The sequence below is a fragment of the Streptomyces sp. PA03-3a genome (assembly GCF_033792735.1).
Taxonomy (GTDB): Bacteria; Actinomycetota; Actinomycetes; order Streptomycetales; family Streptomycetaceae; genus Actinacidiphila.
In genome coordinates this window covers 139,052-153,654 of the sequence record NZ_JARAVM010000022.1, presented here as the reverse complement: position 1 = coordinate 153,654, position 14,603 = coordinate 139,052, and the positions used below count along the sequence as shown (strand labels likewise).

13 protein-coding genes are annotated in these 14,603 nt (G+C 74.6%); 5 read left to right on the top strand and 8 right to left on the bottom strand.

The features are described 5' to 3' along the window. Window positions 1-95: 95 nt before the first annotated feature. Window positions 96-1,100: a polysaccharide deacetylase family protein gene (locus tag PV342_RS25710; RefSeq protein WP_500318774.1), complete on the bottom strand. Its 1,005-nt coding sequence runs from the start codon at window positions 1,098-1,100 to the stop codon at window positions 96-98. A gap of 201 nt (window positions 1,101-1,301) precedes the next feature. Here PV342_RS25710 and PV342_RS25705 point away from each other — a divergent pair, with 201 nt between their 5' ends. Together PV342_RS25705 and lpdA are read left to right on the top strand one after the other, a co-directional pair. Continuing rightward, window positions 1,302-2,006: a glycoside hydrolase family 75 protein gene (locus PV342_RS25705; protein WP_500318773.1), complete on the top strand. Its 705-nt coding sequence runs from the start codon at window positions 1,302-1,304 to the stop codon at window positions 2,004-2,006. A 154-nt stretch (window positions 2,007-2,160) separates the two neighbouring features. Further along, window positions 2,161-3,561: a dihydrolipoyl dehydrogenase gene (gene lpdA, locus PV342_RS25700; protein WP_500318772.1), complete on the top strand. Its 1,401-nt coding sequence runs from the start codon at window positions 2,161-2,163 to the stop codon at window positions 3,559-3,561. Window positions 3,562-4,244: 683 nt separating this feature from the next. Here the strand turns inward: lpdA and PV342_RS25695 are convergent. From PV342_RS25695 to PV342_RS25665, 7 genes are all read right to left on the bottom strand, one after another. Next, window positions 4,245-4,889: an SRPBCC family protein gene (locus PV342_RS25695; protein WP_400807611.1), complete on the bottom strand. Its 645-nt coding sequence runs from the start codon at window positions 4,887-4,889 to the stop codon at window positions 4,245-4,247. Between the two features lie 13 nt (window positions 4,890-4,902). Continuing rightward, window positions 4,903-6,015 (bottom strand): XdhC family protein, encoded by a 1,113-nt coding sequence (locus tag PV342_RS25690; protein WP_018558059.1) that lies wholly within the window; start codon window positions 6,013-6,015, stop codon window positions 4,903-4,905. Further along, window positions 6,008-7,147, bottom strand: a complete 1,140-nt coding sequence (locus PV342_RS25685) for a vWA domain-containing protein (RefSeq protein ID WP_500318771.1) — start codon at window positions 7,145-7,147, stop codon at window positions 6,008-6,010. The genes PV342_RS25690 and PV342_RS25685 overlap by 8 nt, the downstream gene beginning before the upstream one ends. Further along, window positions 7,144-8,010, bottom strand: a complete 867-nt coding sequence (locus PV342_RS25680) for an AAA family ATPase (RefSeq protein WP_400807607.1) — start codon at window positions 8,008-8,010, stop codon at window positions 7,144-7,146. Before PV342_RS25680 ends, PV342_RS25685 begins: the two co-directional genes overlap by 4 nt. Before the next feature lie 232 nt (window positions 8,011-8,242). Continuing rightward, the gene (locus PV342_RS25675) at window positions 8,243-9,100 is read right to left on the bottom strand and encodes an FAD binding domain-containing protein (RefSeq protein WP_500318770.1); all 858 of its coding nucleotides are present in this window, start codon (window positions 9,098-9,100) and stop codon (window positions 8,243-8,245) included. Continuing rightward, entirely contained in the window at window positions 9,097-11,490 is a 2,394-nt protein-coding gene (locus tag PV342_RS25670) for a xanthine dehydrogenase family protein molybdopterin-binding subunit (RefSeq protein WP_018558063.1), read from the bottom strand. The genes PV342_RS25675 and PV342_RS25670 overlap by 4 nt, the downstream gene beginning before the upstream one ends. Then, a complete protein-coding gene (locus PV342_RS25665; protein WP_386993376.1) occupies window positions 11,487-12,029 on the bottom strand; it encodes a (2Fe-2S)-binding protein in 543 nt (180 codons plus the stop codon). The genes PV342_RS25670 and PV342_RS25665 overlap by 4 nt, the downstream gene beginning before the upstream one ends. A gap of 147 nt (window positions 12,030-12,176) precedes the next feature. Here PV342_RS25665 and abmR point away from each other — a divergent pair, with 147 nt between their 5' ends. The 3 genes from abmR (at window position 12,177) to PV342_RS25650 (ending at window position 14,565) form a co-directional block, all read left to right on the top strand. Next, window positions 12,177-12,722 (top strand): ATP-binding transcription factor AbmR, encoded by a 546-nt coding sequence (gene abmR, locus PV342_RS25660; protein ID WP_500318769.1) that lies wholly within the window; start codon window positions 12,177-12,179, stop codon window positions 12,720-12,722. 590 nt (window positions 12,723-13,312) lie between these two features. Continuing rightward, window positions 13,313-14,038, top strand: a complete 726-nt coding sequence (locus tag PV342_RS25655; RefSeq protein ID WP_400807600.1) for a hypothetical protein — start codon at window positions 13,313-13,315, stop codon at window positions 14,036-14,038. Next, window positions 14,035-14,565: a SixA phosphatase family protein gene (locus PV342_RS25650; protein WP_386993372.1), complete on the top strand. Its 531-nt coding sequence runs from the start codon at window positions 14,035-14,037 to the stop codon at window positions 14,563-14,565. Before PV342_RS25655 ends, PV342_RS25650 begins: the two co-directional genes overlap by 4 nt. Window positions 14,566-14,603: the final 38 nt, after the last annotated feature.

The following is a 14,603-nucleotide window of genomic DNA, read 5'->3' as shown; positions in this document are numbered from 1 at the left end:
GCCTGGCTGCACACCTACAATCACCACCGCGGACACACCGCGCTGAAGGGCCAACCACCCGCCAGCCGCGTTCCTAACCTCACGGGGCAATACACCTAGCGCTGGGGGAAGGTGTACGTGTAGCCGGCCGCGTCGAGGCGGTCGAGCAGGGTCTCCAGCGCCTGCACGGTCTGGCTCCGGTCGCCGCCGCCGTCGTGCATCAGCACGATGGCTCCGGGCTTCAGCTCGCGGTTCACGGTCGCGAGGATGGCGTCCGCGCCGGGGCGGCGCCAGTCGTCGGAGTCGACCGTCCAGCCGAGCGGGCGCAGCCCGTGGTCGGCGGCGATGGCGCGGATCGCGGGGGAGAAGTCGCCGCCCGGGGCACGGTAGTACCACAGCGGCGCGTCGCCGGAGCCGGCGGCGCGGGATATCTCGTCGCGGGCGTCGAGTATCTCCTGGCGGTTGTACTCCGGCGACTTGCGGCTCTGCGCCTCGTCGTGGTGGACGGAGTGGTCGCACAGCCGGTGGCCCGCGGCGGCGATCCGCCGGACCAGGTCGGGGTGGGCCCGGGCGTTGGGGCCTATCTCGCAGAAGGTGGCCTTGGCGTGGTGCCGGGCGAGCACCTCGAGGACCTTGGGGGTCCACATCGGGTCCGGGCCGTCGTCGAAGGTGAGCGCCACCGACCTGCCCGGGGCCTCCACGCCGTGCTGGATCGAGCGCGCGGTCACGGCCGTGCCGCGGTCGGGGGCCCGGACGGCGGGGTCGTGGGCCGCGGTGCCGTGGGGCGCGTCCGAGCCGTGCGCCGGCGCCTGCGGACGGCCGGTCCCCGCGGCGGCGGGGCCGTGGTGCGCGCTGCCGTGGTGCCCGGTGCCCGCCGGGGTGCGGGCCGTGCCCGGCGGGGTGCCGTGTCCCGTGGAGGGCTTTGCGGCGGGTGCGGACGAGGGCGCCGACGGCGCGGAGGGTGTGGCGGGCGGCGCGACGGCAGGGGCGGAGGGCGCCGAGTGGGCGGCACCGGCGTTCTGCACCGTGTGCTCCGTGCCGCAGGCGGCGAGTGCGGCTCCGGCGAGCGTCACCGCCGCGACCGCTCCGAGCGCTCGGGTCGAGCGGGTCGTCAGTGCCACGGTGGTACCTCCTGGGGCCGGCTGCCGCATGCCGGGCATGCGGATCAGCCCCCCACCGTAGGGGGCGCGCGGCGGCGCGCCCTCGGTCTTTCGGTCATCGTCTGGTCCTTCGCCGGCGGGACCTTCGTCCCCCTCTTGGCATGCCCGCGACAAGGTGCCACGATGGCCATTAGGAAAGTTTCCTAACGGAAGGAGTCCCTCGTGCGCAAGCGCCTCGCACTGTCCACCGCCGGTGCCGGAGCCACCCTGCTGGCCGCCCTTCTCACCCCCGCCGCCGACGCCGCAGGCCCCGCCGGAACCTCCCCCCGCAGCCCGCAGGAGGGCTCCGTCACCGCCGCCCAGTTGCTGGCCAAGGTCAATGGCTGCAGCCAGATCTCCAACGGCAGGTACCGCACCGACGAGGAGACCACCGCCACCGTCCCGGTCTGCGGTGCCAACGGCGCCGTGTTCTGGAAGGCCGACATGGACATCGACTGCGACGGCCAGGTCACCGCCCGGTGCAACTGGGACACCGACCCCTGGTTCCAGGACGACACGGCCTTCCACCAGTCGGACGGCCGCCCGCTCAACTCCGAGACGCTCCCCTACGTCGTCGTCCCCAGCCCCAGCGGCACCTGGGACTACCGCGGCGCCGGCATCAAGGGCGGCGGTGTCGTCGCCGTCGTGTACGGCGGCCGGGTCGAGTACGCGGTCGTCGGCGACACCGGACCCACCGCGATCATCGGCGAGGCCTCCTACGCCACCGCGCAGGCCCTCGGCATCGACCCCGACCCCGAGACCGGCGGGGCGGAGTCCGGCGTGACCTACATCCTCTTCAAGAACTCCTCCGTCTCGCCGATCGAGAGCCACGCCAAGGCCGTCTCCGTCGGCGACGCCCTCGCCCGCCAGTTCCTGGCGAACAACTGACCCGCCGTCGACCCGGACGTGCACCGGGCGGCCGATGCGACGCGGCGCACGCCTCCCCCGTGTTGCGCGGCCGCCCCCGGGGCCTGATCGTGGGCCAAGGGACACTCCGGCCCGCCCGAGCATCCGCACCGTGGTCCACCCAGGGGGTCGCCGCATGAGCACACACTTCGACGTCGTCGTCCTGGGCGCGGGTCCCGGCGGCTACGTCGCCGCCATCAGGGCCGCCCAGCTGGGCCTGCGCACGGCGATCGTCGAGGAGCGCTACTGGGGCGGGGTCTGCCTCAACGTCGGGTGCATCCCCTCCAAGGCCCTGCTGCGCAACGCGGAACTGGCCCACATCTTCACCAAGGAGGCCAAGACCTTCGGCATCCGGGTGAACGGCGAGGTCGACTTCGACTACCGCGAGGCCTTCGCGCGCAGCCGCAAGGTCGCCGACGGCCGCGTCAGGGGCGTCCACTTCCTGATGAAGAAGAACGACATCACGAAGTTCGAGGGCCACGGCACCTTCACCGGCGACCACACCCTCCACGTCGCGCTGGGCTCCGGCGGCAGCGAGACCGTCACCTTCGAGCACTGCATCATCGCCACCGGTGCCACCACCAGGCTGCTCCCCGGCACCTCGCTCAGCGAGCGGGTCGTGACCTACGAGGAGCAGATCATGACGGACACGCTCCCGGGCAGCATGCTCATCGCGGGCGCCGGCGCGATCGGCGTGGAGTTCGCGTACGTCCTGCACAACTACGGGGTGAAGGTGACCCTCGTGGAGTTCCTCGACCGGATCGTGCCGCTGGAGGACGAGGAGGTCTCGGCCGAACTCTCCCGCCAGTACCGCAAGCTGGGCATCGACGTGCTCACCTCGACCCGGGTGGAGGCGATCAACGACGCCGGCGACTCGGTGAAGGTCATGGTGACCACCGGCGGCCAGCGGCAGACGCTCCAGGCGGACAAGGTGCTCCAGGCGATCGGCTTCCAGCCGCGGATCTCGGGCTACGGCCTGGAGCAGACCGGCGTCCGGCTCACCGAGCGCGGCGCCATCGACATCGACGAGTTCTGCCGCACCAGCGTCCCGCACATCTACGCCATCGGCGACGTCACCGCGAAACTGATGCTCGCGCACGCCGCCGAGGCCATGGGCGTGGTCGCCGCCGAGACCATCGCGGAGGCCGAGACCATGTCGCTCGACTACGTGATGATCCCGCGCGTGACCTTCTGCCAGCCGCAGATCGCCAGCTTCGGGTGGACGGAGGCGCAGGCCCACGAGCGCGGCTTCGACGTGCGCGTGGCCAAGTTCCCCTTCACCGCCAACGGCAAGGCGCACGGCCTCGGCGACGCGAGCGGCTTCGTGAAGCTCATCAGCGACGGGAAGTACGGCGAGATCCTGGGCGGTCACCTGATCGGCCCCGAGGTCACCGAGCTGCTGCCGGAGCTGACGCTCGCGCAGAAATGGGACCTCACGGCGGCCGAACTGGCCCGCAACGTCCACGGCCACCCGACGCTCAGCGAGGCCGTCCAGGAGGCGGTCCACGGCCTGGCCGGCCACATGATCAACTTCTGAGCCCGCAGGCAGTGCCCCGGTGCCGGTGCCGGTGGTTCTTCGACTGTCCCGCCGTGTCGCGCCCTTCGGACGCGAAGCGCGGGCTGCGGAAGGGAGGGTGCGCCCCGGTCTTGTCCGCGGTGTGCGGGCCGGTGGCCGGCGAGGGTGCATGCGCCGGAGCGGGTCACCTTTCCGCTGGCGTGGGTCTCGTCGCCGTCCGCGGGTGCAGATGGCCGCTTCCACGCCTACTGCCGGTGGTGGGCGCGCCTGCCGTGACCTGCGTCTGCGGGTATGTCGGGGTGCTGACGGGGGGTGAGGGAGATCGGGCTCTGTTTCGATGTCTATACCGTCGAAACAGAGCCCGATCTTTGAGCTGACGGAGATCGGGCTCGCTTTCAGCGGGCCCGTCGCCGAGGAATCACCCGCAGACGCCGGTTACGGCGGGCGCGCCACCCACGGGCGGTGGGCGTGGTCACCGGACATCCGCACCCGCGGACGGCAACGAGACCGCCACCCCATGAACAACCGTCCCCGCTCCGGCGCCTGAACCCAGCCCACCCACTGACCCGCACACTGCCGACCGGCCCCGGACCGCCACCCTCCCGTCCGCAGCCAGCCGATGTGCGCCCGAAGGGCGCGAGACGGCGGGACAGCCGCCCCACCGGCGCGGCGCCCTCGCCACCGAGCCCCTACCGCCGTACGCGTCAGTGCCTGCGGCGCCGCAGGAAGACGACGACCGCCGCACCTACGGCGGCCGCCACCAGCCCCGCGGCCGCGGCACGTTTGGCGAGCGGGGCGCCCACGACCCTGAGCAGGTCAAGGGGCTCGTCCTCGTGGCCCGCCGGTACGAGGGGCGCGTCCTCGGCGGCGTCCTTCGCGGCGTCCTCGCCCCCGGCAGGAGTCTGCGGCGCGGCGAGGCGGCCGGCGAGGCAGTCGGCGAACTGGCCGATGATGCGGTCGCCTACCTCCGCCATCACGCCGCGCCCGAACTGCGCGGGCCGACCGGTCACGGCGAGGTCGGTCGTCACCGAGACGACCGTCGTGCCGTCCTTCTCCGTCAGCGTGCCGGTCACCGTCGCGCGCGCCGTCCCCTGGCCGCGGACCTCCTTGCCGCGGGCGGCCAGCACGACGCGGTGCGCGGTACCGTCCCGCTCCTCGAAGACCGCCGTGCCGCGGTACGTCACCGTCACCGGGCCGACCTTGACCTTCACCGTGCCCCTGACGGTCTCGCCGTCGTACTCCTCCACCGTCGCGCCCGGCATGCACGGGGCGACGCGCTCGATGTCCAGCAGCGCCCGCCAGGCGTCCGCCACCGGGACAGGGACCCCGAACTCGTGGTGCAGTTCCATGATCTTCTCCTCGTCACACCGGCCTGAGCACCGGGGGGTGGATCGCGCCGGCCGTGCCCGAGAGCGGGGTGCCGCTGCCGCCCCAGCGCAGCGCGATGATCTCGGCGGCGATCGACACCGCGACCTCCTCGGGGGTGCGCGCGCCCAGGTCCAGGCCGATCGGCGAGCGCAGCCGGGCCAGTTCGGCCGGATCCATCTCCGTGTCGCGCAGCCGCTTGAGCCGGTCGTCGTGCGTCCGCCGGCTGCCCATGACGCCGATGTACGCGGCGGGGCGGCGCAGCGCGACCTCCAGCAGGGGTACGTCGAACTTGGGGTCGTGGGTGAGGACGCACACCACCGTGCGGTCGTCGGTCTCCGTGCCGCCCAGGTAGCGGTGCGGCCAGTCGACGACGACCTCCACACCCTCGGGGAAGCGCTTCGGGGTCGCGAAGACCGGACGCGCGTCGCAGACGGTCACCCGGTAGCCCAGGAACAGCCCGATGCGCGCCACCGCCGCCGCGAAGTCGATCGCGCCGAACACCAGCATCCGCGGCGGCGGGGCGAAGGACTGCAGGAAGACCGTCACGTCGTCCTCGCGCCGTTCGCCGTGCGGGCCGTAGTGGCGCTGCCCGGTCGCGCCCTGGGCCAGCTCGCCCCGGGCGTCGTCGGTGACCGCCGCGTCCAGGCCCGTCGAGCCGAGCGTGCCGGCCACCCGGTCCGGCCACACCGTGAGCGTGGCGCCGCGCGGCGCGGGGCCGTCGAGCACCGTCGCGGTGACCACCGGGCGGTGCGCGGCGACGGAGGCCGCGACCTCGCCGAAGCCCGCGTCCGTGGCAGGGGAGACCGGACGGACCAGGAGGGTGATCTCGCCGCCGCAGGTCAGCCCCACCTCGAAGGCGTCAGCGTCGCTGTAGCCGAAGGTGTGCAGCCGGGCCTCGCCCGACGCGACGACCTCCTTGGCCAGTTCGAAGACCGCGCCCTCCACGCAGCCCCCGGAGACGCTGCCGACGACCTCGTCACCGGGGCCCACCGCCATGGCCGCGCCCGGCCCGCGCGGCGCGCTGCGGCTCACCGCCACCACCGTGGCCAGCCCGAAGGGGGTTCCCGAGGCGTACCAGTCGTCCAGCGCAGGAAGGATCTCACGCACCGTCGGCTCCTCTCACCACGGCGGCCAGACGTTCCAGCGCGCCCAGACTGTGCCCCTCCACGAAGGCGTCGACGCTCGGCAGCGCCGCCGCCATCCCCGCCGCCAGCGGGGCGTACCCCGGTCTGGCCTTGCGCGGGTTGGCCCACACCACGCGGTGCGCCAGCCGTGCCAGCCGCCGCATCTGCGCGGCCAGCAGGGCGGGGTCGCCGCGCTCCCAGCCGTCCGACAGCAGCACGACCACCGCGCCGCGCGCCGTCCCCCGCGCGCCCCAGCGGTCGAGGAACGCCCGCAGGGTCTCCCCGAGCCGGGTGCCGCCGCTCCAGTCGGGTACCGCCGCCCCGACCGCGGCCAGCGCCGCGTCCGGGTCTCGGCGCGCCATCTCGCGGGTGACCCGGGTCAGCCGCGTGCCGAGGGTGAAGACCTCGGTGGGCGTACGGCCGCGCGAACCGTGCGCGGCGGCGTGCGCGAACCGCAGCAGCGCGTCCGCGTACGGGGCCATCGACCCGCTGACGTCCAGCAGCAGCACCACCCGGCGCGGCTTGCGGGCCGGGGCCCGCCGCAGCAGGACGGCCGGTTCCCCGCCCCGGCGCAGCAACTCCCGCACGGTCCGGCGCGGATCCACACCACCGCGGCGTGCCGGACGGCGCCGGGAGCTGCGGCGCGGCTCGCCGTCGAGGGCGAACACCGCGAGCAGCTGGTTCAGTTGGGCCCGCTCCGCCGCGGTCAGTACGGCGACGTCACGGTGCCGCAGCACCTCCGTCGCACTGGCGAGCGCGGTCGCGGTGGGTCCTCCACCCTCCTCCTCGGTGGTCCGCTCCCCGGGCTCGGCCCGCGGCACCGCGGGCGGGCGCACCGGGCGGGCCGCCGGACGCACCCGGCGCGGCGGCCGTTCGCCGTCGAAGAAGGCCGCGAAGACCCGGTCGTAGCGCTCCAGGTCGTCAGGCCCGCCGCAGAGCGTGAGCCGCCCCGCCCAGTACACGTCGCGGCGCCGCCCCGGGTCGAGCCGGCCGAGCGCGGCCAGGAACGCGGCCACCCGGTCGGGGCCGGCCGGCACCCCGGCGGCCCGCAGGGCGCGGGCGAAGCCCACCACCCCCGCCGTGCCGTCCGCCGTCGCCGTGCGCACCGTGCTCACCGCGACCCGCCCGCCCGCGCGGCGAGGATCTCCGACAGGTCGAGCGAGCGCGCCCGCTCCGCGTCCTCGCGGTACTTCAGCACCGAGCCGAGGGTGGTCATCGCCAGGTCCGCGTCGAGTTCCGTCGCGCCCAGCGCTGCCAGCGCCTCCGCCCAGTCGATGGTCTCCGCCACCCCGGGCGGCCGCACCAGATCCTGCTCCCGCAGGCACTGCACCACGGCGGTCACCTGCGCCGCGAGCCGCGCCGCCACGTGCGGCTGCCGGCGCCGTACGATCGCCAGCTCCCGATCGAAGCCGGGGTGCTCGAACCAGTGGTACAGGCAGCGCCGCTTGAGGGCGTCGTGCACCTCGCGGGTCCGGTTGGACGTCAGCACCACCACGGGCGGCGACTGCGCCCGCAGGGTGCCCAGTTCGGGGACGGTGACGGAGTACTCCGACAGCAGTTCCAGCAGGAAGGCCTCGAACTCGTCGTCCGCGCGGTCGATCTCGTCGACCAGCAGCACCGAGGGGCTGGTCTCCAGGGCCCGCAGCAGCGGCCGGGCGAGCAGGAACCGCCGGCTGTAGAGCTCGCCCTCCAGCGTCCCCGGGTCGCTCACGCCGGCCGCCTCGGCCGCCCGCAGGTGCAGCAACTGCCGCGGGAAGTCCCAGTCGTACAGCGCCTGCGACGCGTCGATGCCCTCGTAGCACTGCAGCCGGATCAGCGGCGCGCCGAGCGCCTCGGCCAGCGCGTGCGCCAGCGCGGTCTTGCCGACGCCGGCGTCGCCCTCGCAGAAGATCGGGCGGTGCAGCGTGAGCGCCAGGTAGCAGGCGACGGCGAGGCCGTCGTCGACCAGGTAGCCGGTCTCCTCCAGACGGGCCCGCATCTGCTCGGGACCGGCGATCCCCGGCGCAGCCCCGGCCGCGGGCGCGGCTGGGGGAGTCCCGGAGGCCCCAGGGGCCGGGCCCGGGTCCGAACGCGGGGCGCCGGGGCCGTGGGGTTCCACCGCCCCGGCGCGTGCCGTCGTGACGGGAAGCGGCCCGCAGGAGGGGCCCGCCGGGGTGGTCCACCCCGGCGGATTCCCGTGCGCCGGCCAGGTCATGCGCTGCGTCCGCTCCTCATGTCAGGTCCGCCGCGGCGAGGACGGCCCTGCGGGTCAGCACCCTGGCCAGGTGCCCTCGGTACTCGGCGGACGCCGACAGGTCGGACGCCGGCCGGGTGCCCTCCGCCGCGCTGTCGGCGGCCGAGGCCACCGCCTGCGGCGCGGCGTCGGCGCCCGCGAGTGCCGCCTCGCAGGCGGTGGCGCGTACCGGGGTGGGCCCCATGTTGGACAGACCGACACGGGACTCGACGATGCGGCCGTCGTCGCGCCGCACCAGCGCGGCCACCCCCACCACGGCCCAGGCCTGGGCGCTGAGCTGGAACTTCTCGTAGTGGAAGCCCCAGGCGTCGGCCTTGGGCACCCGCACCTCCACCAGCAGTTCGTCCGGCCGCAGCGCCGTCTGCAGGTAGTCGGTGAAGAACTCCCGCGCCGGGACGCTCCGCCGCCCGTCCGGGCCCTGGACGACCAGCTCGGCGTCCAGCGCGAGGACGGCCGCGGGTACGTCCCCGGCCGGGTCGGCATGGGCGAGGGAGCCGCCGATCGTGCCGCGGTGCCGCACCGCCGGATCGGCCACCGTGGCCGTGGCGGCGGCCAGCAGCCCGGCGTGCCGCCGCACCAGCGGGTCGTGCACGACATCGTGGTGCGAGGTCAGGGCGCCGATGACGAGGGTGTCCCCGTCGGCCCGCACCCCGCGCAGGCTGGGGATCCGGCCGACGTCCACGAGGAGTTCGGGGAAGGCGAGCCGCATCCGCAGGATCGGCAGCAGGCTCTGGCCGCCGGCCAGCACCTTCGCGTCCTCCCCGGCGAGCGCGAGCTGCCTCACCGCCTCCTCCACGGAGCGGGGCCTGGCGTAGTCGAACGACGCGGGAATCATGAGCCGTCCTCCTCCGGCCGGGCGGACCGCGCGTCCCGCAGGGCCCGCCAGACCCGTTCCGGCGTGCACGGCATCTGCACGTCCGTGACGCCCAGCGGGCGCAGGGCGTCGACCACGGCGTTGACCACCGCGGGGGTCGAGGCGATCGTCCCGGCCTCGCCGACGCCCTTCACGCCCAGCGGGTTGGTGGTCGCCGGCGTCTCGGTGCGGTCGGTGAGGAAGTCGGGCAGGTCGGCGGCGCAGGGCACCAAATAGTCGGCCATGGTGCCGGACACCAGGTTGCCCTCCGCGTCGTACACGGCCTCCTCGAACAGGGCCTGGGCGATGCCCTGGGCGAGACCGCCGTGCACCTGGCCCTCCACGATCATCGGGTTGACGACCTTTCCGACGTCGTCCACGCACACGTAACTGCGGATCCGGACCCGGCCGGTCTCGGTGTCCACCTCCACCGCGCACAGGTGCGTGCCGTGCGGGTAGGAGAAGGCCTCCGGGTCCTCCACGTGCTCGGCGTTGATCGTCGGTTCCAGCCCGTCGGGCAGGTCGTGCGAGGTGAACGTCGCGAACGCCACCTCCTGGATGGTCCTGCGCGCGTCCGGGGAGCCCTTGACCGAGAAGACGCCGTCGGCGAAGTCCAGGTCGTCCTCGCTCGCCTCCAGAAGGTGCGCGGCGACCTTGCGGGCCTTGTCCACCACCTTCCGCGCGGCGCGGTGCACGGCCACCCCGCCCACGACCAGCGAGCGCGATCCATAGGTGTCCATGCCCTGCGGCACCGTGCGCGTGTCGCCGTGCAGCACCTCGACGTCCTCGAAGGGCACGCCCAGCACGTCCGCCGCGATCTGGCTCCAGCTCGTCACATGGCCCTGGCCGTGCGGGCTGGTGCCGGTCAGCACCTCGACCTTGCCGGTGGGCAGCATGCGGATGGACGCCGCCTCCCAACCTCCCGCGCCGTAGCGCAGGTCGCGCAGGATCCGGCTGGGCGCGAGCCCGCACATCTCGGTGTACGTCGACACGCCGATGCCGAGCCGCACCGGGTCGCCGCGCTCCTCGCGCTTGCGCTGCTCGGACCGCAGGTCGTCGTAGCCGAAGAGGGCGAGCGCCTTGTCCGTCGCCGACTCGTAGTTCCCGCTGTCGTAGGTGAGGCCGCCGATGGTGGTGTACGGGAACTCGTCGTGGCCGATCCAGTTGCGGCGGCGCACCTCGACCGGGTCCATGCCGAGTTCGGCGGCGAGTTCGTCCATCATGCGCTCGATGGCGAACGTCGCCTCGGGGCGGCCCGCGCCGCGGTACGCGTCGGTGGGGGTCTTGGTGGTGAAGACGCCCGTGCAGGTGAAGTCGTAGGCGTCCATCTTGTAGATGCCGGGGAACATGAACGCCCCGAGCAGCGGGACGCCCGGCGTCACGATCATCAGGTACGCGCCCATGTCGGCGAGCAGGTCCACCTTCAGGCCGAGCAGCCTGCCCTCGCGCGTCGCGGCGAGTTCGAGGTCCTGGATCTGGTCCCGGCCGTGGTGGGTGGCCAGATAGCCCTCCGACCGGGACTCCGTCCACTTCACGGGGCGGCCGAGCTTGCGGGCGACGGCCAGGCCGATCGCCTCCTCGCCGTAGACCTGGAGCTTGGAGCCGAAGCCGCCGCCGACGTCCGGCGCGACGACGCGGAGCCGGTGCTCGGGGATGCCGGTGACGACGGCCATCATCACCCGGACGATGTGCGGGATCTGCGTCGCGGAGTACAGGGTGTACTGGTCCGAGGTGTCCGGCGGGACCGCCACGACGGCCCTCGGTTCCATGGCGTTGGGGATGAGCCGCTGCTGAACGAAGCGCCGGCGCAGCACCACGTCGGCCCGCTCGCGCACCGTCGCGTAGTCCTCGCCGGTCGCCAGCGGCCAGGTGTAGCAGCGGTTGGTCCCCTTGTCCGCGTGGACCAGCGGAGCGCCCTCGGCGAGCGCCGCCTCCATGTCGAGGACGGGGGGCAGCGGCTCGTAGTCGACGTCGATCGCCTCCAGCGCGTCGGCGGCCGCGTAGCGGTCCCGGGCGACGACGACCGCGACCGGGTCGCCGGTGTGGCGGACCTCGTCGACGGCGACCGGCGGGTGCTCGGGCAGCACGATGTCCTCGGTGACGGGCCAGGCGCACGGCAGCGACCCGAGCCCCTCGGCCAGGTCTCGGCCGCTGTAGGCGGCGACGACCCCCGGCCGCTCCAGGGCGGGCGTGACGTCGATCCGCTCGATACGGGCGTGCGCCATGGGGCTGCGCAGGATGGCGATGTGCAGCAGGCCCGGGACGGTGATGTTGTCGGTCCAGTTGGTCCGGCCGGTTACCAGCCGGGCGTCCTCCTTGCGGACCCGGGCCCGGCCGACCTCGGGTTCGCGTCCGGTGAGCTGGTCGGTCATACCGGCGCCCCGCTCCCGGCCGTGCGCGGCTCGGCATGCTCCGCGACTGCGCCGGGCTCGGGCGCCCGGTGCCGGCGTTCCTCGGCGGCGGCCGCCAGCACGGCGCGCACGATGTTCATGTAGCCCGTGCAGCGGCAGAGGTTGCCCTCCAGTCCCTCGCGGACCTCCTCGGGTGTGGGGTCGGGGTTCTCCCGCAGCAGGTCGCGGGCGGCCATGATCATGCCGGGAGTGCAGAAGCCGCACTGCAGCGCGTGCTGTTCGTGGAAGGCCCTCTGCAGCGGGTGCCACTCGCCGTCGGCGGAGGCCAGCCCCTGGATCGTCGTCACCTCGCCGCCGTCGGCCTGGACGGCGAGCACCGAGCAGCTCTTCACACTCTTCCCGTCGAGGTCCACCGTGCAGGCCCCGCAGTTCGTGGTGTCGCACCCGACGGGGGTACCGGTCAGGCCGAGCCGGTCCCGCAGGTAATGGACGAGCAGGAGGCGGGGCTCCACCTCGTCCTCGTAGGCCGTGCCGTCCACCTTCACCGAGATGCGGGTCATATGCCCTCCCAGAGGCGCCGCGTGGCGAATCCCCCGTTCTGCTCTGATACGCGCAACTGTAAGTCGCGCCCGGGGACAGCGCGACGCCTCGGACGCGAGTTTCACAGCCCTCTTGCGCTCGGAAATCCGAGGCGTAATGTTGATTACATGATTACGAGCGAGCAGAGGAAGGCGCTGCGCGGCTGGCTCGCCGGGCGGCTCCCCGAAGGGCTCTTCGAGGCACTCGTGGACGTGACCGTCGACCGCGAGGAGATCACCGTCGTCGGCCGCATCCCCGCGCCCGCGGTCGGTGCCGAGGCGTCGGCCGTGGAGCGCGAGGCCGCGCTCGACGGGCGGATCGCGGAGTTCCGGGAGCGCACCCGCGAGGACCGCGTCGCCGTCGCCCGCGAGGCGGAGCACCGCTTCGGGCGCAGGGTCTCCTGGGGCGTGGAGTGCGGCGGGCGCCGGGCCATGTACACCACCGTCTCCGTCCCCGTCATGACCCGGCTGCGCCAGCCCGAGCGGCAGGTCCTCGACACCCTTGTCGCGGGCGGTGTCGCCCGCAGCCGCAGCGAGGCCCTCGCCTGGTGCGTCCGCCTCGTCCTCGGAAACACCGACACCTGGCTCGGCGACCTGCGCGATTCCCTTGAGCACGTCCAGCGCGTCCGCGCCCAGGGGCCCGACCGCGACACCTCAGCGCCCACCGGGGACTGACCGCCGCGGCAGATCCGGACGGCGGCAGCCGTGCGCGGGCCCGGCCGCCACCGGGTGAAGAGCCCACGCGCCGGGCGTGGTCGGGCGCCGGCGGGCCCGCCGCCGTCCCCGCGTCCGGAACGGCCGTGCGCGCGGCCTGAGTCGTCCCGGTCCGCGCGGGACGGGGTGCCGAGCCCCGCGATGAGCAGGTCCGCGGCCCTTCCGAGGTGAGATCCCTCCCGAGTGCCTGGAGGCGCTGCCGCGCGTGCTCCACCGGCGTTTCGGCGGGCGACGACGCCACGGACGCGCTCCGCCCGCCCGCCCGCCCGCCCGACGGGCGGCCGCCACGTACGTCCGCCGGGCCGCGGCCGGACGGTGCGCGCGGCCGACAGCCCGTCGGCGCGTACGGGTCCGGGTGTCGGCCGGCCGGAAGTCCCCCGGCGTGCACGGCACTTCACGGCCGCGCGACATGCGTCCCGTCCGGGTACGCGCCCAGGGGATGCGGGGGCGGTCCGCGGGGCGCCGTCACCCGTGGCCCGAGCGTCACGCGAGACCCCGTCACCCGCGAAGGGCACCTGCGCCGGTGGGCCGCACGGGTTAGATTCGAAGGCGTGCTGCGCATCGTGGACGGCAGGAACGGCGAGCCCGTAAAACTCGACCCGGGGCGGCGCGCGCCGCTGCGGGTGCTGGCCCACACCGGCGACGTGGGCGGGACGGCCGCGCTGCGGGTGCTGCTGGTCGCGGACGTGCTGGCGCGCACCGCGGAGACCTATGGCGGGCAGGCGCTGGTCGCCGTGGTGGGCCCGGCCGACCCCGCACTCGACGCCGCCGCCGCGGCGCTGGGCATCAGGCCCCGCGAGGCCCGCTGCGACACCGAGCACGAGGTCGAGGAGGCGCTCGCCGGACCGGCCCGGGTGCACGTCGCCCCGGCGGGCACGGACACCGGCGGCCCCCGCCTGGACGTCGGACCCGTTCACCCGGACGAGGTGGCCGCTCCCGGCCCCGCGCTACGGCTCGCGCTGCTCCGGCTGGACCGCCGGGCCCCCGCGGAGCTGACCCCGCGAGCCGTCGAGGCGGCGGAGGACGGGCTGCGGCACTGGCGCGGCGCGGTGGCCCGCTGGGCGCAGTCGCCGTCCAAGGCCATGTGCGCCGAGTACGTCGAACGCCTCGAGGCGGCCCTGCGCGCGGACCTCGACACCGCCGCCTGCCTGGCGGCCCTGGACCGGCTGGAGGAGGAGACCGCCCTGCCGGACGGCTCCCGCTTCGAGACGTTCGCCCGGGCGGACCGCGTGCTCGCCCTGGAGCTGACCGGCGAGGTCGGCGGGGTGCGGTCGTGAGGCGCCCCGCGGGGGGAGCGCGACGGCTCGTCGTGCTGCGGCACGCCAAGTCCGCCTGGCCCCCGGACGTCCCCGACCACGAACGTCCCCTCGGCCCCCGCGGCCGCCGCGACGCCCCGGCCGTCGGCCGCTGGCTGCGCGAGGCCGGGCATACGCCCGACCTGGTGATCTGCTCGACCTCCCGGCGCACCCAGGAGACCTGGGAACTCGCCGCGGAGGCACTGGGCGCCCGGGCGCCCGCGCCGGTGCGCCTCGACGAGCGGGTCTACGCGGCCACTGCCCGCGCCCTCCTCGACGTCCTGCGCGAGGCACCCGAGGACGCCGGGACCCTTCTGCTGGTCGGCCACAACCCCGGCGTCCAGGACCTCGTCCTGCGCCTGACGGGCGAGGCCCGCGCGGACGCCCTCCTCCGCGCCGCCGACAAGTTCCCGACCTCGGCCCTCGCCGTCCTGGCCTGGCCCGGCCCCTGGTCCTCCCTCACCCCGGAACACGCCCGCCTCGACGACTTCGCCGTCCCCCGCGGCTGAAGCGCGGCACCGGCCGCGGCACCGCCGCGTCGTCCCCC